This is a genomic window from Rhodococcus sp. MurmanLake-1 (assembly GCF_056945715.1).
Window position 1 is genome coordinate 117097 of record NZ_JBWZNF010000003.1, and the last position, 23070, is coordinate 140166.

A 23070-nucleotide genomic window follows, 5' to 3' on the forward strand; every position below is an offset into this window, starting at 1 on the left:
ATGCGCCTCGCACTCGATATCGGTGGCACCAAGATGGCGGCCGGCGTCGTGTCCGAGGACGGCCGCGTTCCCGTGTTCGACAGTGTGCCGACGCCGCAGACCGACCCGTGGGGAGCGTGTGCGGCGCTGCTCGAACGAGTCGCAGACGGCCGCGACGTCGACGGTGTGGGCATCGCTTGCGCCGGGCCGGTGGACACCGTCGCCGGCGTCGTCGCCCCCATCAACATCACCGAGTGGGCACAGGGATTCGAGTTCGTAGCGGGCGTCCGCAGCGTCTTTCCCGATGCCGGAACTGCCCTCGCCATGGACGGAGCCGCAGCGGCATTGGCGGAGTTCCACCACGGCGCCGGACGCGGAACCCCGAACCTCCTGAGCCTGGTCGTCTCGACGGGAATCGGCGGAGGAATCGTCCTCGGCGGTGAGATTGCTCGGGGTCGCACGGGGAACGCCGGTCACATCGGCCACCTCGTCGTTCCAGGATCTTCCGAACCGTGCAGCTGCGGGGGCGTCGGCTGCCTCGAGACGGTGGCCAGTGGACCGTCCGCGGTGCGATGGGCTCGTAGCCAGGGCTGGTCGGGAAACACCGGCCGTGAACTAGCCGAGGGTGCACGCAGCGGCGACGCGATCGCCGTGGACTCGCTTCACCGCGCAGGCACGGCGCTCGGTGGTGCCATTGCCTCGGCGGCTGCCCTCCTGGACGTGGACCTTGCGGTGATCGGCGGCGGTTTCGCCCAGTCGGGTGCACCGCTGTGGGAACCGATGCTCGACGCGGCTGCCCGACATGCCCGTTTGTCGTTCATCGCCGGGCTCCGGATCGTTCCCGCCGAGCTGGGTGGCGCCGGAACTCTGACCGGTGCGGGCTTGCTCGCGCTCACCGCCGTTATCTGACACGCGTTCTTCCCCGATAAATCCGCAGGGAGTCCCACTAAACGGGTGCCACCTGTTCCCAATTTCTGTAACGTGTTTTAGTGTTCTGACTCACACCGTTACGGGCATTGCACGTGACGCCTACGGGAAGGAGGTGACCGTGAGCCCAGACGCTTCCTCATCTGACGTTGCCTCGACTGCTTCTTCGACCGATGAAACCGAGCATCACGCCCAGGTCGCCCGACCGAGCGATTCCCTCCGCGACACCGAAGACCTCCGTGAGCGCCTGGAACGGTGGATGGCCGGCAAGGTGCCGAGCGGATCCACTGTGACCGTCGCCGACGTCACCTTGCCCGCAGCCAACGGCATGTCCAGCGAAACCATCCTCTTCGACGCCACCTGGGACGGCGATCATCATCCCTTGGTCGCTCGGGTGGCACCGACGGAATCGACCATGCCGGTGTTTCCGACCTACGACCTCGAATCCCAGTTCCGCACCATGGCTCAGGTGCGCGAGCACTCGGCGGTGCCCGTACCCGCGGTGTACTGGTCAGAATCCGACCCGCACGCGTTGGGTGCGCCGTTCTTCGTGATGGAACGAATCTCCGGCGACGTGCCGCCAGACGTCATGCCGTACAACTTCGGATCGTGGGTCACCGAAGCGTCCCCCGAGCAGCGAAAAACCCTCCAGCGCAGCTCGGTCGACGTCCTGGCTCAATTGCACGCCATCGACAAGCCGTGCGAGCGTTTCGACTTCCTCCGACTCCCGAATTCGGGAACGACTGCACGAGACGCATTCACGGCGCACATCGCCGAGCAGCGCGCGTACTACGAGTGGGTGGTCTCCGACGGCATCAGATCACCGCTCATCGAACGTGCCCTCGACTGGATCGAGGAGAACAATCCCGCGGACGATTCTCCGGCGGTGCTCTGTTGGGGCGACTCGCGCATCGGCAACGTCATGTACCAGGACTTCGCGCCGGTAGCCGTACTCGACTGGGAAATGGCAACTCTCGGCCCGCGAGAGATGGATCTGGGCTGGATGGCATTCCTGCACAGGTTCTTCGAGGACATCGCCGGACTGGCGAACCTACCCGGTCTTCCCGACTTCCTTCGACTGCCGGATCTCGCGCAGACCTACGCCGAGATCACCGGCCACACCCCACACGATCTGGAGTTCTACGTTACCTATGCCGCACTGCGTCAGGCGGTCATCATGTGGCGAATCCAGGCCCGCGCCATAGCTTTCGGCCAGTCGCAGCGACCCGAAGATCCCGACGACATGATCATGCACCGCGCTTCGCTCACTGCGATGCTCGACGGTACCTACTGGGAGAGGTTGGCCTGACATGCTCTCACCGATGGACGACTATCCCGTTCACCAGATCGCCGAACCGATCCGTCACGTAGCCACCTCGGATCGAAACTTCTACGACCGCTACTACTTCAATTGCTACCCCACCGAATCCCCCGACGTGTTCCTCATCGTCGGACTCGGCCAGTACCCCAACCTCGGCGTCATGGACGCATTCGCTGTCCTTCGCCGCGGTGACGACCACATCGTTGCTCGCATGTCGAAGGCGCTGGGTGCCGACCGTACCGACACCACCGTCGGACCTCTGCGCGTCGAAGTGCTCGAAGGGCTGCAGAAGCTCCGCGTCGTACTCGAACCGGGCAGCGAATACGATCTCTCCTTCGACATCACCTTCGATGCCACCATCCCCGCGGCGCTCGAGCCCAAGCACTTTCGCCGTCAACTCGAACGAGTCACGTTCGACACCTCACGCTTCCTGCAGACCGGCACGTGGACCGGATCGCTCACCGTCGACGGGGAGGACTTCGCGATCGACCCGAAGACGTGGCGAGGTAACCGCGACCGCTCGTGGGGTGTGCGTCCGGTCGGTGAAGCCGAACCGCAAGGCAGACGCGCCGTCGACGGAATCCAGAACTTCTTCTGGATCTACGCGGTCATGCAGTTCGACGAGTTCACGATCTCGGTGATCATGCAGGAAGACGAGCAGGGCAGGCGCATCGTCGAAGAAGCCATGCGAGTGTGGCCGGACGAAGCCAGGGACAACGAATGGCTCGGCCGGCCCGAACACGAACTGACGTTCTGCCCCGACACCCGCGACGTCACCGGAGCGACCATTACCTTCCACCGGCCAGGCGGTGAAGTCCTCACCGTCGCCTGCGAACTGCTGCTGGCCAACTACATCGGAATCGGCACCGGCTACGGGCTCGAACAGGACTGGCGTCACGGAATGTGGCAGGGCGAACTCGTCGTACAAGGGCTCCGCCACAAGGTCCACGAGATCGAACCGTTCCAACGCATGTTCTCCCCCGTCGACAACCTCGCGTCCTTCACGCTCACCGAAGGCACGAACACCAACACCGGCACCGGTCTTTTCGAGGTAGCCGCCATCGGACCGCACGAGAAATACGGATTCACCAGTTTCACCGACACCGCACAGGCAGACGACGCGTATGCCCTCGCGGCGACCGACAACACCGAGGAATGAATTGATGACTGACTACGACAAGCTCTACATCGGTGGAGCATGGGTGGCCCCGGCCACCGACCAGGTACTCGAAGTGTTCTCTCCCGCAACGGAGGAGCGCGTCGGCAGCTGTCCCATCGCAGCACCGGCAGACATCGACGCGGCCGTGTCCGCAGCCCGCGCGGCGTTCGAGGGACCGTGGTCACGCACCACCCCCGCCGAGCGCGGCGCGATCCTCGCCAAGGCCGCCAAGCTGATCGAAGAGCGCAGCGCGGAAATCAACCAGCTCATCTCCAACGAGATGGGCCAGCCGCCCGCCATGGTCGGCATGATGCAGCAGACCCCGTCGATGGCGACGCTGGGCTACTACGCCGAGCTGGCCGACAAGTTCGCGTGGGAAGAGAAGCGCACCGGCGCATTCGGGCAGACCAAGGTGACCCGTGAGCCCGTCGGCGTCGTCGCCGCCGTGCTGGCCTGGAACGTCCCGCTGTTCCTGGCGATCAACAAGCTGGCCCCCGCACTGCTCGCCGGCTGCACCGTACTGCTCAAGCCCGCACCCGAATCCCCTCTCTCCGTCCACGTGATCGCCGAGATCTTCACCGAGGCAGGCGTTCCCGAAGGCGTCATCTCCGTGCTCCCCGGCGGAGCCGAGACCGGCGAATACCTGGTCTCTCATGCGGGCATCGACAAGATCACGTTCACCGGATCCAGCGCCGTCGGCCGCAAGATCGGTGCCATCGCCGCGCAGAACCTCAAGCGCTGCTCCCTCGAACTGGGTGGCAAGTCCGCCGCGATCATCCTCGAGGACGCCGACATCGCCGCCGGAATGCCGATGCTCGTCATGTCCGGCCTGATGAACACCGGCCAGGCCTGTGTCGCTCAGACCCGAATCCTCGCTCCCCGTTCGCGTTACGACGAGGTCATCGAGGGAATGAAGACCGCGGCAGGCTTCATGACCGTCGGCGATCCGTCCGATCCCGCAGCACAACTCGGTCCGCTGATCTCCGAGAAGCAGCGCGAGCGCGTCGAGGGCTACATCGCCAAGGGCAAGGAAGAAGGCGCGCGCGTCGTACTCGGTGGTGGACGTCCCGCCGGCCTGGACAAGGGCTGGTACGTCGAGCCGACGATCTTCGCCGACGTGGACAACTCGATGACCATCGCACGCGAGGAGATCTTCGGACCCGTCCTCTCGGTGATCCCGTACGACTCCGAGGACGAGGCCATCAAGATCGCCAACGATTCGGATTACGGCCTCGCCGGATCGGTGTGGACCACCGACATCGATCGCGGACTCGAAGTTGCCGCGCAGATCCGCACTGGTACCTACGCGATCAACTGGTACGCCTTCGATCCCGGATCACCGTTCGGTGGTTACAAGAACTCCGGTATCGGACGCGAGAACGGACCTGAGGGCCTCGAAGCCTTCTGCGAGACCAAGTCCGTACTCATGCCGCCCGGCTACGTGGGCTGACCCACCCGGGAGTTGGCACCCTTTGCTGACAGTTGGCACCCGTTCCGACCTGCCGGAACGGGTGCCAGCCCCATGAAATGGGTGCCAACTCCCAGCGAATCCACAGATCCACCCGGTACCGTCGAAAACGAATCAGTCATCTCACAAAGGACATTCATATGCTCACCAACGCCATCAACGCTTTCCTCGCACTCTGGGGCAGCGCCTCCGTCGGCAGCAGTGGATACCAGATCCCGCCGGGAACCCTTCCCTTCGGTTCCTGAGACAGGACAACAGAACCCGCTGAGCGCACTTCGCGCTCAGCGGGTTATATGTTTCGCCGACCTGTATCTACCGGTCCAGAACGTGATCCATCAATTGATTCTCCTGACCTGCGACCAATGCTTCAGCGTCACCGGCGTCCACGTGCCCGAACCAGGTGCCACCGGGGTTCGCGATCACCAACGGGCCCAGGTTGCACGGGCTCAGACAACCGGTTCCCGTCACCTTTGCCGAAGTGCCTTTGGCCGCCGCACTCATGGCCCGGTGGAGAGGCCCTGCTCCGTACGCCATGCAGCGGGGCCCCTTGCACACCAACAGATGTGTATCGTGCTGCTCGATCACCGACCAAGCCGGACTGCGATACGACGCCGGACTGGCAGTGATCGGCTTTCCGGCCGCGCCGAGTTCATCGATCACCTGCGCGGCCACAGCACCTTCGAGCGTTTCCGATTCGTGGAGCGAGACTTCCAGTTCGGCACCGATCCGGGTTTCGCGCCAGTTCGCAACAGCCTTGCTGGTCCACGTGAGCAGGTACCGATCCCTCGGCACCGCAACTGGAATCAACACGACCTTGCCCACGTCATCGGTATGCGCTCGATCGAGTTCCTCGTGAAGGCTCGGCGACGCGACATCGAGGTACGCAACACGAACGTCGGCGTCGGTGCCGGCCCGAACAGCGTCGAACATCCGTCGCGCGGCCGACTCGTCGAGGCCGCTGACGGTCGGCCGCAGTACGACGATCACCCGATTCGAACCACTGTCGACACTCATGCCGACGGCGCGGTTGTCCAGTCGATCCCGCTCGACGGAGCAAGTCCGAACTCTTCGATCTTCGCGCGCAGCTCTTCCGCGCCGTAGACGTTGGGGAATCCGCTGGTGAACATCGCGAGCGGGAGTACGACGAAGCGGTTCTGCTTGACGGCGTCGAGATCGCGTAGGCCTTCTCGGCTCTTGATCGCGTCGATCTTGCCCTGTACTTCGTCAGCGCTCTTCTTGTAATCCATGATCACGATGACGTCGGGTTCTGACTTCGCGACGGTCTCCCAGCTCGCTTTGAACCAGGTGTTGTCGACGTCGGCGAACACGTTGGTTCCCCCGGCGACGTCGATGATTCCGTTGGGGGCTCCGTTGCCTCCGCTGGTGTACAGATCTTCTTCACCGCTGTCGTAGATCAAGACCTTCGGCTTGTCGGCGGCATCTGGCGCGGACTCCAGACGTGCCAAACGTGAATCCAATTCGGTCAGTGCCTCGGCGGCGGTGTCCTCGGTTCCGAACAGCTTGCCGTAATTGGTCACGTCCGCACGAAGGGCATCCCACGGACCCATCGTGCCGAGCGCGGAATCCGCTGCGGCACTCTGCCGACAACTATCGGAGATCACATATGCATCGATGTTGTTGCTCTGCAGCGATTCCGGCGTCACACCGGAGGCTCCCTTGAACAAGCCACTGTAGGAGCCGACCACCAGGTCCGCCTGCTTACCCAGAATCGTCTCCAGCGTGATCGTTCCGTCCAGGTGTGGGACGTCCGCAATTCCAGGGCCGAACATCGACTCCATGACCGCGTCGTTGTTCGTGTTCAACACGACGGCCGCGAGACGATCCAAACCGCCGACTCGGAGAATGGTGCCGATATTGGCCGCATTGCTTGTCGCAACGACGTTCTCGATCGGAAGCTGGAAAGTGCTTTCGGTCCCGCAGTTCTCCAATGTCACCGAAGTCTTGTCTGCAGCTTCGTCCACCGGTGCAGTTGCCGAGCAGCCGGCAACTGTCAACAACGCTGTCGCGGCTACAACCGCACCGAACGACGCTCGAGTCTTGACATGTATCAAAGTGCACTCTCCGAAAATGATTGTTGTAGTTGAGAATTTCGTGATTCGAATACGAGGTGTGAACGGCCTGTCGCGGGGTTCACGAGCTCGAAAGTCTCGACGCCGAAGACAGTTGCCACCACCGAGGTGGTGAGTACGTCGGATGGATGTCCGAACGCCCTGGCCACTCCATCCGCGAGCACGAGCACCCGATCGCACACTGCCGCAGCCAAATCGAGGTCGTGCAGTGCCATGATCACCGTCCGGTCCAACGACCGGACCAGATCGAGCAGTTCGAGTTGATGCCGGATGTCGAGATGATTGGTCGGCTCGTCGAGGATGAGCACGCCGGCGTCCTGCGCGAGACCTCGGGCGAGAAATACCCGCCGACGCTCGCCGCCGGAAAGCGTGTCCATCGAAGAGAACCGGTGCTCGATCATTCCGACCTCGCCCAGAGCACGATCAACGACGGCATTCTCGTGCTTTCCGCCGACACTCCAGGGCTTTGCATGTGGCGTGCGCCCCAGAGTCACGTACTCGTGAACCAACAAATCGGCGGGACTCTGCTCTTCCTGCGCCACAAAAGAAATGGCTTTGGCCCGCGAACGCGCGGACATCGCGTGCACGGACTCGCCGCCGACGCGGACGTCACCGTCAGCGATCGGTCCGAGACCGGCAAGCGCACGCAACAAAGTCGACTTGCCCGATCCGTTCGGACCGACGACGCCTACTACTGCACCGGCGTCCGCCGCGATGTCGACGCCCTTGACGACGGTTCGGCGGTCGATGCGGACAACGACTCCGGACGCGGTCACCGCCAGGGCGCGGGCGCTCACGAACTGCCACCGAATCGGTAGCGCCGACGGCCGAGAAGCAGGAGAAACAGCGGGGCACCGATCACCCCGGTCACCACGCTCAGCGGGATCTCGGTCGGCCGCAACGAGGTCCGCGCCACGACGTCGACCCACACCAGGAACGACGCGCCGATCAGCGCTGCCGCCGGCAACACCACTCGATGTCTGGCTCCGACAAGCATGCGTGTGACGTGCGGTATGACCAAGCCTACGAAGGCAATCGCGCCGGACACTGCAACCATCGTGCCGACCAACGCTGCCAGCACGCCGAACAGCACGTTTCGCAGGGTTCGGATGGGAATACCGAGCGAAGCCGCGACGTCCGGTCCGGCCGCCAGCGCATCCAGCCAACCGTGCAGGGCGAACACCGCTGCCGTCAGCAGGAACACTACGATGACCGGCGCCCACAACTTGTCCCAGGATGCCCCGGCCAAACTTCCCAGGAGCCAGAACAATACGGACTGCGCGGCCTGGGAATCATTGGTACGCAGCACCAGAAAACTCGCGATCGCCGACAGGGCGGATGCGGTAACGGTGCCGGTCAGAACCAATCGCAGTGGAGTGATACCGCCTTGCAGCGTCGCGATGGTGAAGACGAGAATCGCAGCTCCCAACGCCCCGATCATCGCGCCGAAACTGAGCGCCCACACTCCCGCGCCGGCGAACAGTCCGGTGGTGATGACGGCGGTGGCACCCACACTCGCGCCGGACGACACTCCCAGCAAGTGGGGATCGGCGAGAGCGTTGCGGACGAGGGTTTGCACCACCGCGCCGGCGACGGCAAGACCAGCGCCGACGGCCAGACCGAGCAGTACCCGAGGTGCTCTGATCCCCCACACGATCGCAAGTTCGGAACGCGTGACGGGTGGGCCTCCGAAGCGCGAGTGCACCACGTCCACCACAGTGGACACGGGGAGCATCTCGGATCCGAATGCCAACGCGCACACAGCAGAGAGCACGGTGACGACCAGCAGAGCGGGCAGCACGATACCCGGACTGAGCCGTCCTCGAGGCGCACCAGCCTTCGGCGAAGGCAGGTGGGTAGGTGGAGACAGAGCTCCGCCAACAGCATTCATGGTGTGACCGATCCATCCTCGTGGCATGACACAACGTCAACGAGGGTGGTATCTGGCTACGGTCGACGCAGGGACGACCTCACAGTGGCGGGACCGCGCCGGAATTGCACCGACTTCCCATTACCTCGATGATGACGTCAGAACCATAACGGACCGCAGTCACCATTCGATACACCGGATCAGGATTCCGACGCGATCATCGATCTCGCCTGCCGCACGACGGCTTCCGTTCGCACTCGAAGTTCTCCGGGTGAATCCGATTCCAGCACAACCCGATGCACCTGGCTGTCCACGGCAGTCACAGTCAGCCGCGACGTCAACAACGCATCGTCCGCACTGAAACCGCGGCTCTGCAAGTACTCCGAAAAACCCAGTACCAGTTGCCGATTCATTCCTTCGACCTGCTCGATGAGCTCACGCGTACGCGGAACCTGATCGTAGAGCAGGTGAAAGAACTCTCGCGGCTTACTGTTCACTTCGACCGCGCACTCCACCAACATCCGGACGGCCTCGTCCGGGGTGAGTTCACGCTCGACGATGTCGGCAAGGCAGAGCGCCAAACTCTCCCGCGCAGCACCCACGTGACGGTTCGCCAACTCCGCAAGGATCTCGTACTTGTCGCCGAAATACTGGTAGAGCGAGCCCACCGACACCCCTGCTTCGTCAGCGATCCGGTTGGTGGTCGCTGCCATGCCCTCCGACGCGAAAACGCGAGTAGCTGCCTCCAGGATCGCGTCGTAGGTAGCCCTCGAGCGCTGCTGGGAGGGCCTTTTCCGCCGAGTCGACACGGTCCTCCGATGCGAGTTGTCAGCCGCGACGCCGATACCGAGAATTGTGTAGGTGACCAGCGCCGACTACTCGAAGTTTATGCCCGACCGGTACACCGACCACATGCCGGCGCCGACCCCGACGTGGTGGGAGTGGAACGGCAACACCGTCCACGTCGCACGGGCAGTGGTTCCAGACGCGCCGGTTCGTGTTCTCGGCATCCACGGCGCCGGCGGCTACTCGGGCGCATTGTGGCCGTTCGCCGGGATCGGCGTGAAACTCGGAGCCGAAGTCCTCTTCCCCGATCTTCCGCTGTACGGCGACACCGTCGTAGCCGATCCCGCCGGCGTCCGGTACGAGCAGTGGGTCGATCTCCTCTGCGATCTCGTCCGGGACGAGAAGGCAGCCGACGATCGGCCGCTGGTGTTGTTGGGCGCCAGCATCGGCGGTCTGCTGGCCTACGAGGTAGCCGCGCGGACCGGTCTGGCCGACGCCGTCGTCGCCACCTGTCTGCTCGATCCCTCGAATCCGTCGGCCAGAGCTGCCGCGGCGCGCTTCGGCCCGATGGGTGTCTACGGCGCTCCCCTGATGCGCCGCACCGAACGACTGGTGGGCCGTATCCGCGTGCCCATCCGTTGGGTCGCCGACGTCGCGAACATGAGCAGCAACCGTGAACTCGCGACGCTGTGCGCAACCGATCCGCGCGGTGGCGGTGTTCGGGTGCCACTCGGATTCCTCAGCAGCTACTTCTCGTTCGAGCACACCGCACCCGAAGCATTTCGGACGACGCCCGTCTTGCTCACCCACCCGGCCGACGACCGATGGACGCCACCCGAACTGAGCCTGCAGTTCCTCCGCCGCATCAACGCACCCACCGAATTCGTGATGCTGGACGGGTGCGGGCACTTTCCCGTCGAAGAGCCGGGCCTGACGCAGTTCCACGACGCCGTCGACACACTGCTGCGCTCCGTCGCCGAACGTCACCGCACGAAACCGTCGCCACCCGCCTAGCCTGAAGTTCGTGAGCATCGAACCCAAGGCCGAGCCGACGGGAAACGGCGACGAGAGCACCACGACAGTCGTACTGGCGTTTGCGGCTAACGCGCTGATCGCCGGGGCCAAGACGGCGGCCGCCATCGTCACCGGATCTGCATCGATGGTCGCCGAGGCCACCCACTCCTGGGCCGATACCGGCAACGAAGTGCTGCTGCTGATCGCGAACCGCCGCTCGAAAAGGGTTCCCGACCGAGACCAGCCACTCGGGTACGGCCGGGAGGCCTACATCTGGTCGATGTTCGCCGCCCTCGGACTCTTCGCGCTCGGTGCAGGTGTGTCGATCACCCACGGCATCCAGGAACTGTTCCATTCCGAACCGGCCACCGACTTCGGTGTCGCCTACGCAGTCCTCGGCGTCTCGTTCATCCTCGAAGGCATCTCGTTCCGGCAGGCGTACAAGCAACTCCGAACCGAAGCGTCCGCCGTGAACCGCGACGTCATGGCCCAGGCGCTCAACACGTCCGACCCGACGACCCGGGCCGTGTTCGCCGAAGATGCTGCGGCACTGATCGGTTTGGTCATCGCATTCGTCGGCGTCCTACTGCACCAGATCACCGGTTCACCGATCCCCGACGCCCTCGGCTCCATCTTCGTCGGCATACTTCTCGGAGTCATCGCGATCATCCTGATCGACCGCAACCGCCGATTCCTGGTCGGCGAAGAGGCCTCACCGACGCTGCGGGCAGCAGCCGTCGAAGCTCTCACCCAACTACCCGAGATCAACCGAATCACGTTCCTACGCATGGAATACCTCGGGCCGCGGCAGGTGTACCTGGTGGCCAGCGTCGATCTGGTCGGTGACTACGCGGAGTCCCGAGTGGCCCACACGTTGCGCGAACTCGAACGCTCACTCGAGCAGAGTCCACGCGTCGTGCGAGCGATCCTGACCCTCTCGACGCCCGAAGAACCGTCGATCGCAGTCTGAACTTCCGGCCGGGCGATAGGCTCGTTCGATGCGCGCACTGATCGTGATTCTTGCGGTTCTGGGATTTGTCGTCGGGGGAATTCCTGTGGTGGGCAGTCTGATCGATGTGATGACCAGTCAAGACAAGACCATCGTCTATCAGGGTGCCTACGAACCGATCCGGGGTGTGCAGATGAGTCGCGACTACGAGTCGTCGTTGAACATCGCTTTCGACGCCCGATCGGACAATCCACGCTGGCTCGTCCTGGCCTGCTATCCCCTGATCGGAGCAGCACTGGGCGCTGCGACGGCCGTCGTACTGGGACGTCGCGGGTGGCACCTGACGCGAGCCTGAACAGACGCCGATGGCCACCCGCCGTCTACACGAGGGTGGCCATCGAAGAAGGAGTGCTTCAGATGTACATCGCAGGATCGATGTAACTGTTCGGGTCCACCAGTTTTTCCTTGGTGGTCCGTGGCCGCGCCACCGCCGGGATACCCGTCGCGATGGATTCGGCCGGAACATCTCTGGTGACAACGGCATTGGCGCCGATAGCGCTACCTTCACCGATGACGACAGGTCCGAGGATCTTGGCACCAGCGCCGACGGTGACCCGGTCTCCCAGCGTCGGGTGACGCTTGACCTGCTCGAGCGAGCGACCACCCAGGGTGACGCCGTGATAGAGCATCACGTCGTTTCCGACCTCGGCCGTCTCCCCGATCACGACGCCCATGCCGTGGTCGATGAAGAACCGTCGACCGATGGTGGCACCGGGGTGAATCTCGATGCCGGTAACGAAGCGTGTCAGCTGCGAGAGCACTCGCGCCGGGCCGCGTAGTGCAGGGACGACCCACATACGATGCGCAACCCGATGCGCCCAAATGGCATGCAGCCCTGAATAAACGAGCGCGTTCTCCACATTGCTGCGCGCGGCAGGATCCTGACCGCGCGCAGCCTGCAGGTCCTCGCGAATTGTCCCGAGGATACTCACAAGTCTCAGTCCCGAATGTGTTCGAACAGCGGGGTGGAGATGTAACGCTCGCCGAAGTCGCACACGACAGCCACGATCAGCTTGCCGGCGTTTTCCGGACGCTTCGCCAACTCGAGTGCGGCCCAGACGATGGCGCCGGACGAGATGCCGCCCAGGATGCCTTCCTTGGTGCCGAGTGCGCGAGCGACCTCGATGGAATCGGGGAACGAGACGTCGATGATCTCGTCGTAGATCTCGCGATCGAGGACGTCGGGCACGAAGTTCGCGCCGATTCCCTGGATCTTGTGGGGACCGGGCTGGCCACCGTTGAGGATCGGCGAGTCGATGGGCTCGACGCCCACGATCTTGACCTCGGGCTTGTACTTGCGAAGGGTGCGTCCGACACCGGTGATGGTGCCGCCGGTGCCGATGCCGGACACGAAGATGTCGACGGCGCCGTCGGTGTCGGCCCAGACCTCTTCGCCCGTCGTTGCCTCGTGGATGGCCGGGTTGGCCGGGTTGGCGAACTGGCTGGCCGAGACAGCGTTCTCGGTCTGCTCGACGATTTCCTTGGCCTTGGCGACTGCACCGGCCATGCCCTCGGAGCCCGGGGTCAGCACGATCTCGGCGCCGTAAGCACGCAGCATCACGCGACGCTCGGTGGACATGGTCTCCGGCATGGTCAGGATGACCTTGTAGCCGCGAGCAGCACCGACCATGGCGAGTGCGATACCGGTGTTACCACTGGTGCCCTCGACGATGGTTCCGCCGGGCTTGAGTGCACCGGACTTCTCGGCGGCGTCGATGATTGCCACGCCGATCCGGTCCTTGACGCTGTTGGCCGGGTTGTAGAACTCGAGCTTGACGGCGACCTGTGCGTCCAGGCCCTCGGTCAGACGGTTGAGCCGCACGATCGGGGTGCGCCCGACCAATTCGGTCACGTTGTTGTAGATCCCGCTCATATCTGGTCCTCCTGAGGATCGAGTGTGTCGACCCGCTCGATTCGCTGATCACTGCTTTACGGCTGAACTGCATAACGGCTACAGGCAAGGGCATACAGACGACCGATGCCGCATCGGTTCATCAAATTGAACCAATGCGGCATCAGGCCACTACATACGGGGGCGGTTTATCAGGCCAACCGCTGCTTCAGAGCTTCGAACTCGTCACGAATGCCGGTCGGCAGCTTCTCGCCGACGAAGTCGAACCACTCTTCGATGAGCGGGATCTCGGCCTTCCACTCGTCGATGTTGACCGCGAGGGCCTCGGTGATGTCGGCGTCCGACACGTCCAGGCCTTCGATGTCGAGTGCCGATCCGGTGGGAACGACGCCGATCGGGGTGTCGATGCCGGCAGCCTTGTGCTCGATGCGCTCGACGATCCACTTCAGGACGCGAGAGTTCTCGCCGAAGCCTGGCCACAGGAAGCGTCCGTCGTCGCCACGGCGGAACCAGTTGACGTAGAAGACCTTGGGGAGCTTGGACGCGTCCGCGGACTTGCCGAGGTCGATCCAGTGCTGGAAGTAGTCACCGACGTTGTAGCCGAGGAACGGCAGCATAGCCATCGGATCACGGCGAACCGTACCGACCTGGCCTTCGGCTGCTGCGGTCTGCTCGGAGCCGACCGTTGCACCCATGAAGACGCCGTGCTGCCAGTCACGAGCCTCGGTGACCAGCGGAACCGTCGTCTTGCGGCGTCCACCGAACAGGATTGCCGAGATCGGCACGCCCTTCGGGTCGTCCCACTCGGGAGCCATGATCGGGCACTGCGACATCGGGGTGCAGTAACGCGAGTTGGGATGAGCCGCATGGGTGCCCGACTCGGGCGTCCACTCGTTGCCCTTCCAGTCGATCAGGTGCTGCGGGTCGCCTTCGAGGCCTTCCCACCAGACGTCACCGTCGTCGGTCAGAGCGACGTTGGTGAAGACCGTGTTGCCCTGGTCGATGGTGCGCATGGCGTTGGGGTTCGACGACCAGTTGGTGCCGGGAGCCACGCCGAAGAAACCGAATTCCGGGTTGACGGCGTAGAGCTGTCCGTCCTCACCGAAACGCATCCAGGCGATGTCGTCACCGAGGGTCTCGGCGCGCCATCCGGGGATGGTCGGCTGGATCATCGCGAGGTTGGTCTTGCCACAAGCGGAGGGGAATGCCGCCGCGATGTAGTAGGCCTTGTCCTCGGGCGAGATGAGCTTGAGGATGAGCATGTGCTCGGCCAGCCAGCCCTCGTCGTGCGCCATTGCCGAAGCGATACGCAGCGAGTAGCACTTCTTGCCCAGGAGAGCGTTTCCGCCGTAGCCGGAACCGAAGCTCCAGATCTCACGATCCTCGGGGAAGTGAGTGATGTACTTGGTGTCGTTGCACGGCCACGCGATATCTTCCTGGCCATCGGCCAGCGGAGCGCCCAGCGAGTGAAGCGCCTTGACGAAGAATCCGTCGGTGCCGAGCTTGTCGAGAACCTTGCTGCCCATGCGGGTCATGACGCGCATGGAGACGACGACGTACTCGGAATCGGTGAGCTCGACGCCCAGCTTCGGATCCTCGGCGTCGAGGGGGCCCATGCAGAACGGCACGACGTACATGGTGCGTCCACGCATGCAACCGCGGTACAGGTCACCCATGAGGGTGCGCATCTCCGCCGGGTCCATCCAGTTGTTGGTGGGACCTGCGTCGATTTCTTCCTTCGAGCAGATGTACGTACGCGATTCGACTCGCGCGACATCGGACGGATCGGAGTTGCCGAGGAAAGAGTTCGGCTTCTTCTCGTCGTTGAGGCGGGTGAAGGTTCCTGCCTCGACCAACTTCGTTGTCAGTCGGTCCCATTCTTCGTCCGAGCCGTCTGCGAAGACGACGCGATCAGGCTGGGTGAGTTCGGCAACCTCTTGCACCCATGCAAGCAGTTCCTTGTGCTGCGTGGGGGGCGTGCCGTCAGTTCCATTGAGACCGGGAATGGTCGCTGAGGTCATCAAACTCTCCTGGGGTGAGCCGGAACCGGGTTCTCGTGACACCGGATGCAAACTGCAGCGCCCCGATACCAGTCGATCCCGGTGTCCCCCTCTCGACGGGGTCCAGCCGCGTCATCCACTCACGTGGATTTCACGGACGCCGGGTGTCCTATGTATTGAGGTTAACGCTGGCTGTTCACCTGCAGGTAATCGGGTGCGGTCAGAAATGTCACAGAAACGATTCAGTTGGTGTGTTCAGGTGCCTACCCGGCGCTCAGAGCACATAAACGGAACCTTTTCAGAGCGCTCCGGCATCGATTTTCTGCCACACGAGGGCGCCTTCGTCGTCTCGACTGCATTCCCAGGCCGAGTAGTCGCCGTCCGACTCGATCATCGTGAGGCGATCGGCGCTACCGTCGCGATCGAAGTCGGACACGATCACGACGTCGTCGTCGGAGTGGACGACACGGCTGTCGACCGTTCCGTCACCGTCCAAGTCGAAGGCGTCGAAGTTCAGGTCGCCGGCATCGACCGGTCCCAACGAGGGCCCGAAGGTTTCGGGCTCGATACGCCCAGGATCGAGCGCTTCGGCTTCGTGCCCGTCGATGTGTCCGGCCGTGATCAGAAATGCGTCCATTACTCCCCCTACTGGATGGTGACCTACTGCTTCGGCAACCCCTACCGAAACCGTCCGCTCAGTATTACCAGACCCCGACGATCAGTCGTGGCCGAAATTGCGGCGCTGTGGAGAACTCTGCACTCGCGGAATGTCAGTAGGCGGCGTTCAAAACGGCGAGGTCGCGCTCGCACGACGCCAGTTGCCCTGATCTGGCCGCGGCAAGCTCACGAAGTTCACCGTCGATCTCCACGATTCGGGCCTGCGCCGACGCCACCTGCTCGCGGCTCTCCGCCATGATCGCCGCTCCCAGATCCGCCTCGGCCTCGAGCAGAACACTCTGGACTCGCTGCTCCCACTGTGCGCGAACCGTCGACATCGATTCGACGATCCACGACCTCGAGTAGGCACGATCCGCCGTCAGCCCGCGAGTTCGCGCCAACCACCACGCCGCGGCGCCACCCAGAACCAACGTCACGGGGATACTCGCGAACTCCAGGGCCGGAATCATCTCCAGCGGAGTCACCGCGATACGGCCGAGGCCGAGACCCGCGGACGCGCCGACAAGAATTGTCACCCGGTCCTCGTTTCCGCGCTGACGGCGCGGCGGGCCTTCCGGAATCCGTGGGGAAGGCATGTACCCGGTCGTGCCCGCCACTTCCACCGCTGCCGCCATCGCAGCATCGAACACCCGGGTGTGATGGTCGACCTCGTGCTGCAGTCGCGTCGGCACGCTGCCCAATTCGGCTCGCGAGGCCGCATCGACCCAGGCACGTGCCCCGGCGACCGTCGCCCGGGTTGCCTCGGCGATTTGTTGTGACAGATCCCCGCGCGCTCGTTGCAGTCGGCTTCGCACCTGCACCAGGCGTTCGCCTCGCCGGCCGTCGCGGTCTGCGAGCAACTGTGATCGCTCGGCCCGCAGTTCGGCACCAGGAACGCTGTCACGCAGATTCCGGATCTCTATCTCGATCATCCGGCGCGTCTGCGCGATGACACCGGAATCCGAACCGCCTGCTTCCCTCTCCCGTGCCGCCCGGCTCACGACGGCAACGAGCGACTGCTCTTGACCAGGCGCAATCGGGACCACCGGGGCCTGAGCAAAAGCGGTGCAGTGCGACGCGAGAATCTCGGCATCACGCCGGCGCACCGCCTGCCAGTCTCGGTAGACGTCGATGCGGGTCAGCGCGACCACCACCGGGATTCCGCTCTCTGCAGCGTCGTCGAGAAGAAGAAGATCCTCGCGTCCGATCACACTGGCGGCGTCGACGACCAGAAGTACGACGTCGGCGTCCACCTCGCGTGTCACTGTCGAACAGGCATCCGAAGCATTGAACATCCGGGCGACGTCTTCCCGTCCACACCTCGGTGGGCCGACAACGTAAATTCTAGTGCCACTGGATGTTTCGGCGGCGACCTGGCGACCCGGATCGGATGCCGGATTCCATCGCTGCACCACGCGCAGCACCGAATCCGGAAGTACCGAAACGCTATCCATCGGTCACCGCCGGAGCGGAGCGATCGCCCCCGAGCTGCGCCCACCGACGCACATACCCGCGGCGAATCAGTGAGACCCTTTGTTGCGGAGCCTGTTCCGACTCGTCCACGAGCTCGCCCCACCACCGGCTGCATGTGCCCGCGTCGTCGGCGGTACGAGGATCGGGAGGCTCGCCTTGACGCAGGGCTCGAATTTCGGGGCTCATCATCGCCGCCGCGGCGCCGAACAGCACCGCGGAGTCCGAACTCAGATACAACTCGATCTCGTCCCTGCCCGCAGCGCTGCGCGAGGCAGACCGCCTCAGCGCCGGGCCGATCTGCTCGACCCGGCCCCACCACTGCGCCTCCAGAACAGGTCCGAGAGCCGCGAACAACTCTTCGACGCCGCGCCCGGTCAGTGTCTCCACCGGAACCGTGGGCACGCCGACGTTCTCGGAGATTTCCGCGGCCCGTCCCAGCGCCTCGTCCCAGCGCGGACCGAACAAGTCAGCCTTGTTCGCAGCGACGACCACACGATCGGAAACTCGGGCAATGGCTCGGCCGTCGACGTCGCGGACCGCGTCGACCACCACGTAGACAACGCAACGACGACCCAGATCGGGGTTCGACGTTCCAGGGACGTCGAACGCGCGCGACTCGGTCACCACAACCGGTGCGCCGACGACTCTGTGCGAGAACCGGTCGTCGCGCCCCAGGATCCGCGCCAACGACGACCGCCCCACCCCGGCTCGCCCGGCGACCACCAATTCGAGCGGCGCGCTCAGCGATCCGAGCACCGAGTGAACCGCCTCTGCGGCTCCCGAATCGATCGACGTCAGCCGATATGCCAGAGCGCGCAAGTGGTCGATCGGCTCCGCGCAGGCGTCGTCGATCGATTCTGCGGGCAACATTCGTGACCAATTACTGCATGCAAATCCTGTGTTCATCCCCACCCCACGTCCCCATCGTGTCGGTGAGATTCTGTCAGGTTCTCGGCAAGGACGGCAGGTGACACCACTCTTTCGCTAGCTGTCCGAAGTCGGCTGTTTCAGGACTTTCCGCAGAAAGTCTCAACTCAAACTTCAGACCCGTCTGCGCTAAACGGGGGTCATGCGTGACAATGGGTTCGTGAACGAAGCCGATCAGCATGCACCGCAGACCCCTGACACGGGGCAGACGGACCACGCCAAGGGGTCCCGTCTCCATCCGAGAGTGACCAGCTTTCGCTCTCGCCGGGGTGCGCTGACCGACGCGCAGCAGCAGGCTTGGGACCGTCAGTGGCCGCTCATCGGCGCCGACGTCTCGGACACACCGCTCGACGCGAACGCCTGGTTCGGACGCGAGGCACCCCTGATCATCGAGATCGGTTCGGGTACCGGCACCGCGACGGCCGCTATGGCCAAGGCGGAACCGCACGTGAACCTGATCGCGATCGAGGTGTACCGCCCGGGGCTCGCGCAGCTTCTCCAGCAGGTCGAGCGTGAAGAGATTCCCAACGTCCGCGTACTACGCGGTGACGCGATGGACGTACTCGAGAACATGGTCGCCCCCGAGTCCCTGACGGGCGTCCGGGTGTTCTTCCCGGACCCGTGGCCCAAGGCCCGCCATCACAAGCGTCGCCTCCTGCAGGGGCCGACGTTCGCGCTGATCGCCAACCGCCTCAAGCCCGGCGGAGTCCTGCACGTGGCAACCGATCACGCCGAGTACGCCGAATGGATCGAAGAAGCCGGCAATGCCGAGCCACTGCTGACCGCACTCGACTGGGAGTCTCCGATGACCCACGAGCGTCCGGTCACCAAGTTCGAGGACAAAGCCCATAAGGTCGGTAGTGCAATCACCGAGCTTATATGGGGGAAGATCAGAGCATGAGCGTCAGCGAACAGCTATCCGACGACGTGACGTCGTCGGAATCTCCTCTCGACTTCGGTCGTGACTCCCGCCACCCCAAGCGGGTGCTTCTGGTCTGGGACGCCCCCAACCTCGACATGGGCCTCGGCGCCATCCTCGGTGGCCGGCCTACCGCCGCCTACCGGCCACGATTCGACGCTTTGGGTCGTTGGCTGCTCTCTCGCACCGCCGAACTGTCCGCACAGAACAGCGGCACGCTCGAGCCTGAAGCGACCGTCTTCACCAACATCGCGTCCGGCAGCGCCGACGTCGTTCGTCCTTGGGTCGAAGCCTTGCGTAACGTGGGTTTCGCGGTGTTCGCCAAGCCGAAGGTCGATGAAGACAGCGATGTCGATTCGGACATGCTCGAGCACATCGCGCTCCGGTACGGCGAGGGCCTCGCCGGAATCATGGTCGCGTCCGCCGACGGCCAAGCGTTCCGCGAACCTCTCGAGGACATCGCAGCAACCGGTATCCCGGTCCAGGTTCTCGGGTTCCGTGAACACGCCAGCTGGGCTGTGTCGTCCGATATCTTGGACTTCGTCGATCTCGAGGACATCCCAGGTGTCTTCCGTGAGCCTCTGCCACGGGTAAGCCTGGACACCCTGCCCGACGAGGGCGCCTGGTTGCAGCCGTTCCGACCGCTTTCTGCCCTGCTCATCGGGCGAAAAAGTGTTGCCGAGTAGGAGTTGATCAGTGTTCGCCAGCTGGGGAAGCATCGTCTATCGAGCCCGCTTCACCGTCATCGCTGTCATGGTGGCGGGGCTCCTCGGGCTCGCTGCGTACGGCCTGAGCCTGCAGGATCATCTCAGCCAGAGCGGCTGGGACGATCCGGGGTCGGAATCGGTAGAGGCTGCAAAACTCGCTGACGGCACGTTCGGACGCAGCACGACGGGTGACGTTCTGGCGCTGTACACGGCGCCGGAGGGCAAGACCGTCGACGACCCCGAGTTCCAAGCGAAGGTCATCGACAATCTGCAGCGGCTCGTCGCCGACAACCCCGACCAGATCATGAAGATCAACGGCTCGTACTTCAAGGTCGACAACGGTCTCTCGGTGGCGGCCCTGGCGGACAAGACCAAGCAACACGCGGTCACCAGCATCGCGATCGCCGGCGACAACGACACCGCGGTGTCCAACAACTTCCGCGACGTCGAGTCGCAGTTCTACATCGACGGCGTCGACGTGCAACTCGCCGGCCTGCAACCTGTCGCGAATTCGCTCAACGACACGATGGCCAACGACATCAAGCGCATGGAAATGCTCGCGATTCCCGCCGTCGGTGTCCTGCTGTTCTTCGTCTTCGGTGGCGTCGTCGCTGCAGCCCTCCCGTTGATCGTCGGCGGTCTGACCGTCATCGGCGCCAACGGCATCATTCGACTGATCACCAACTTCACCGAGGTCAACGCGTTTGTTGCGCCCGTGGTCTCTCTGGTCGGCCTGGGTCTCGCGATCGACTACGGACTGTTCATCGTCAGCCGTTTCCGAGAAGAGATAGCCGAGGGGTACGACACCCCGACCGCAGTACGCCGAACGGTCATGACGGCGGGTAGAACGGTCATGTTCTCGGCGACCATGGTTGCCGTCAGCCTCGGCGGTCTGCTGTTGTTCCCGCAGGGCTTCCTCAAATCGGTGGCCTACGGCGCCATTGCTGCCGTCATGCTTGCCGCGATCTCGTCCATCACGATTCTTCCCGCGATTCTCGGCATTCTCGGCAAACGGATCGACGCGCTGACCTTCAAGAAGCTGCGCCAGACCAAGACCAACGAGGAAATCGAGAACGGTTTCTGGGGCAAGCTCACCCGCTGGGTCATGCAGCATCCGCTCAAGGTCGCGGTCCCGATCGTCGCGGCTCTACTGCTGATGATCATTCCGCTGACGGGCATCAAGTTCGGCGGTATCAACGAGACGTACCTGCCCCCGGACAGCCCCACGCGTGTCGCGCAGGCGCAGTTCGACGAACTCTTCCCGGGCAATCGCACCGAGCCCGTTCGACTCGTCATCGAGGGAGCGGACAACACCACTCTCGGTCAGATTTCCAAGACCGCAAACGCTGCGCCGGGTCTGGTCGAGAAGTTCACTCCGGAGGTCGCGACCAAGGACGGGGTCAACGTCCTCAAAGCCGGTCTGACCGAGCGCAACGAGGCACGTCCCACCATCGACTATCTGCGATCCGCGGATTGGCCCGAGGGCACAACTGTGCTCGTCGGCGGTACTCCGGCCATCGAGCAGGACAGCGTCGACGCGTTGCTCGACCGTCTGCCGCTGATGGTCGTATCGGTCATCCTGCTGACGACGCTGCTGATGTTCTTGACGTTCGGTTCGCTCGTCCTGCCCATCAAGGCTGCGTTGATGAGCGCGCTCGGCCTGGGTTCGACGCTCGGAATCTTGACCTGGATCTTCATCGACGGGCACGGTTCCGGTCTCTTGAACTTCACGCCGGGACCGATCATGTCTCCCGTCCTGGTGTTGATCATCGCGATCGTCTACGGCCTGTCGACCGACTACGAAGTGTTCCTGCTCTCCCGCATGGTCGAAGCGCGAGCGCAGGGCGCGAGTACTACCGAATCCATCCGAATCGGCACGGCACATACCGGCCGGATCATCACCGCTGCCGCACTGATTCTGATCGTGGTCACCGGTGCATTCGGCCTGTCCGATCTGGTGATGATGAAGTACATCTCGTACGGCATGATCTCCGCGCTGATCATCGACGCCACGCTGATCCGAATGTTCCTGGTCCCCGCGACCATGAAACTGCTCGGCGACGACTGCTGGTGGGCCCCGGCCTGGATGAAGCGGATCCAGCAGAAGATCGGGCTGGGTGAGCCGATCCTCGACAACGAACTTGTGCTCGCAAACGTCCCGCAGATCGCGCCCGTCGGTGCGATCGCCGGACCGGGTCAGCCGCGCAAGATCGAAGCGGCCTCGCGGGTCATGCCGCCGCCTGCCCCGGCTGCACAGCCGGAAAGCGGACCTCGTGTTCCCGATCCTCTCACCGAGCCCATTCCGCTCAGCGAAATGACGATCAAGGCACCGAACACGGATACACCTGCCGCGGAGAAGCCGGCACCGCGACGTCGTCTCGATATCGGGAGTGCAGCCAGCGCGCCCCAGAACTTGATCGAGGCACCGGTCCCCAATCCTTCGTACCGACCGCAACCGAACACCACCGACAAGCGGAGAAACCCGACGCCCGCTGCGCCGGCCGAGCGTCCCATCGAGAGTTGGTTGTCGGACCTGCGGGCTCGGGAACAGACTCCCCCGGCCTCACGGCCGCTGCCGGTGGTCCGGACGCCTTCGCGTACTAACGGTTCGGCAAGCAGCGGTTCAGGTACCAACGGCTCGAGCCGGAATGGCTCTGCAAACGGTGCTACCAACGGTTCTGCAACAAATGGCGCTGCAACAAATGGCGCTGCAACAAACGGCTCGGCCCCGACCTCGGTGGAGGCGACCCCCCAGTCGCCGCCTCCACCGATCGCTCCGGAGCGTCGTCCCACCGAGCCCCGAGTCTCGGATGCCTCTGACGGCGACGACAACGCCACCGGCAGGCACCGACCTGACGACGCAGGCGCCATCAGTGTCAGCGAGCTCATCGCTCGCCAGAAGCGAAGCTGAC

General features: G+C 63.8%; 21 protein-coding genes and 1 riboswitch. Of the genes, 10 read left to right on the top strand and 11 right to left on the bottom strand.

Annotated features, from left to right (window positions below):
* The 4 genes from AC2ETI_RS10565 to AC2ETI_RS10580 all read left to right on the top strand — a co-directional run bounded on the left by AC2ETI_RS10565 (position 1) and on the right by AC2ETI_RS10580 (position 4836).
* Positions 1 to 888 carry an ROK family protein gene (locus AC2ETI_RS10565; protein WP_483633880.1) on the top strand — a complete coding sequence of 296 codons (888 nt, stop codon included), beginning with the start codon at positions 1 to 3 and terminating at the stop codon, positions 886 to 888.
* Between the two features lie 139 nt (positions 889 to 1027).
* Positions 1028 to 2215, top strand: coding sequence for a phosphotransferase family protein (locus AC2ETI_RS10570; RefSeq protein ID WP_483633881.1), 1188 nt, complete (start codon positions 1028 to 1030; stop codon positions 2213 to 2215).
* A gap of 1 nt (position 2216) precedes the next feature.
* Entirely contained in the window at positions 2217 to 3386 is a 1170-nt protein-coding gene (locus AC2ETI_RS10575) for an Rv3169 family protein (RefSeq protein ID WP_133727629.1), read from the top strand.
* Positions 3387 to 3390: 4 nt separating this feature from the next.
* Positions 3391 to 4836: an aldehyde dehydrogenase gene (locus AC2ETI_RS10580; RefSeq protein ID WP_020906420.1), complete on the top strand. Its 1446-nt coding sequence runs from the start codon at positions 3391 to 3393 to the stop codon at positions 4834 to 4836.
* Positions 4837 to 5166: 330 nt separating this feature from the next.
* On the opposite strand, the gene AC2ETI_RS10585 is transcribed toward AC2ETI_RS10580, so the two are convergent.
* From AC2ETI_RS10585 to AC2ETI_RS10605, 5 genes are all read right to left on the bottom strand, one after another.
* The gene (locus tag AC2ETI_RS10585) at positions 5167 to 5868 is read right to left on the bottom strand and encodes a (2Fe-2S) ferredoxin domain-containing protein (RefSeq protein WP_483633882.1); all 702 of its coding nucleotides are present in this window, start codon (positions 5866 to 5868) and stop codon (positions 5167 to 5169) included.
* Positions 5865 to 6836 carry an ABC transporter substrate-binding protein gene (locus AC2ETI_RS10590; RefSeq protein ID WP_416314913.1) on the bottom strand — a complete coding sequence of 324 codons (972 nt, stop codon included), beginning with the start codon at positions 6834 to 6836 and terminating at the stop codon, positions 5865 to 5867. Before AC2ETI_RS10590 ends, AC2ETI_RS10585 begins: the two co-directional genes overlap by 4 nt.
* An 86-nt stretch (positions 6837 to 6922) precedes the next feature.
* Positions 6923 to 7741: an ABC transporter ATP-binding protein gene (locus tag AC2ETI_RS10595; RefSeq protein ID WP_047889134.1), complete on the bottom strand. Its 819-nt coding sequence runs from the start codon at positions 7739 to 7741 to the stop codon at positions 6923 to 6925.
* Complete coding sequence (locus tag AC2ETI_RS10600) at positions 7738 to 8745, bottom strand: FecCD family ABC transporter permease (protein ID WP_003945625.1); 1008 nt, start codon at positions 8743 to 8745, stop codon at positions 7738 to 7740. Before AC2ETI_RS10600 ends, AC2ETI_RS10595 begins: the two co-directional genes overlap by 4 nt.
* A 117-nt stretch (positions 8746 to 8862) precedes the next feature.
* Positions 8863 to 8998, bottom strand: a riboswitch (cobalamin riboswitch).
* A 16-nt stretch (positions 8999 to 9014) separates the two neighbouring features.
* On the bottom strand, positions 9015 to 9527 hold the full coding sequence (locus AC2ETI_RS10605) for a TetR/AcrR family transcriptional regulator (RefSeq protein ID WP_483633883.1): 513 nt from the start codon (positions 9525 to 9527) through the stop codon (positions 9015 to 9017).
* A 148-nt stretch (positions 9528 to 9675) separates the two neighbouring features.
* Between AC2ETI_RS10605 and AC2ETI_RS10610 the strand changes: the two genes are divergently transcribed.
* From AC2ETI_RS10610 to AC2ETI_RS10620, 3 genes are read left to right on the top strand one after another with little or no spacing between them, the layout of a single operon-like run.
* Positions 9676 to 10614, top strand: a complete 939-nt coding sequence (locus AC2ETI_RS10610; protein ID WP_483633884.1) for an alpha/beta hydrolase — start codon at positions 9676 to 9678, stop codon at positions 10612 to 10614.
* A 10-nt stretch (positions 10615 to 10624) separates the two neighbouring features.
* Positions 10625 to 11584: a cation diffusion facilitator family transporter gene (locus tag AC2ETI_RS10615; RefSeq protein ID WP_019747118.1), complete on the top strand. Its 960-nt coding sequence runs from the start codon at positions 10625 to 10627 to the stop codon at positions 11582 to 11584.
* 28 nt (positions 11585 to 11612) lie between these two features.
* On the top strand, positions 11613 to 11918 hold the full coding sequence (locus AC2ETI_RS10620) for a hypothetical protein (protein WP_047889131.1): 306 nt from the start codon (positions 11613 to 11615) through the stop codon (positions 11916 to 11918).
* A 58-nt stretch (positions 11919 to 11976) separates the two neighbouring features.
* Here AC2ETI_RS10620 and epsC read toward each other — a convergent pair whose 3' ends face one another.
* The 6 genes from epsC to AC2ETI_RS10650 form a co-directional block, all read right to left on the bottom strand.
* Positions 11977 to 12555, bottom strand: a complete 579-nt coding sequence (epsC, locus tag AC2ETI_RS10625; RefSeq protein WP_019747116.1) for a serine O-acetyltransferase EpsC — start codon at positions 12553 to 12555, stop codon at positions 11977 to 11979.
* A gap of 5 nt (positions 12556 to 12560) precedes the next feature.
* On the bottom strand, positions 12561 to 13496 hold the full coding sequence (cysK, locus tag AC2ETI_RS10630) for a cysteine synthase A (protein ID WP_003945916.1): 936 nt from the start codon (positions 13494 to 13496) through the stop codon (positions 12561 to 12563).
* Between the two features lie 170 nt (positions 13497 to 13666).
* On the bottom strand, positions 13667 to 15496 hold the full coding sequence (locus AC2ETI_RS10635) for a phosphoenolpyruvate carboxykinase (GTP) (protein ID WP_483633885.1): 1830 nt from the start codon (positions 15494 to 15496) through the stop codon (positions 13667 to 13669).
* 277 nt (positions 15497 to 15773) lie between these two features.
* Entirely contained in the window at positions 15774 to 16112 is a 339-nt protein-coding gene (locus AC2ETI_RS10640; RefSeq protein WP_483633886.1) for a DUF6802 family protein, read from the bottom strand.
* 133 nt (positions 16113 to 16245) lie between these two features.
* Entirely contained in the window at positions 16246 to 17586 is a 1341-nt protein-coding gene (locus tag AC2ETI_RS10645) for a hypothetical protein (protein ID WP_483633887.1), read from the bottom strand.
* A complete protein-coding gene (locus AC2ETI_RS10650; RefSeq protein WP_483633888.1) occupies positions 17579 to 18511 on the bottom strand; it encodes a hypothetical protein in 933 nt (310 codons plus the stop codon). Before AC2ETI_RS10650 ends, AC2ETI_RS10645 begins: the two co-directional genes overlap by 8 nt.
* 163 nt (positions 18512 to 18674) lie before the next feature.
* On the opposite strand from AC2ETI_RS10650, the gene trmB reads away from it, so the two are divergent.
* From trmB to AC2ETI_RS10665, 3 genes are read left to right on the top strand one after another with little or no spacing between them, the layout of a single operon-like run.
* Positions 18675 to 19433, top strand: a complete 759-nt coding sequence (gene trmB / locus AC2ETI_RS10655; protein ID WP_019747110.1) for a tRNA (guanosine(46)-N7)-methyltransferase TrmB — start codon at positions 18675 to 18677, stop codon at positions 19431 to 19433.
* Positions 19430 to 20137, top strand: coding sequence for an NYN domain-containing protein (locus tag AC2ETI_RS10660; RefSeq protein ID WP_003945733.1), 708 nt, complete (start codon positions 19430 to 19432; stop codon positions 20135 to 20137). Before trmB ends, AC2ETI_RS10660 begins: the two co-directional genes overlap by 4 nt.
* 10 nt (positions 20138 to 20147) lie before the next feature.
* The gene (locus AC2ETI_RS10665; protein WP_021343022.1) at positions 20148 to 23069 is read left to right on the top strand and encodes an MMPL family transporter; all 2922 of its coding nucleotides are present in this window, start codon (positions 20148 to 20150) and stop codon (positions 23067 to 23069) included.
* Position 23070 lies beyond the last annotated feature (1 nt).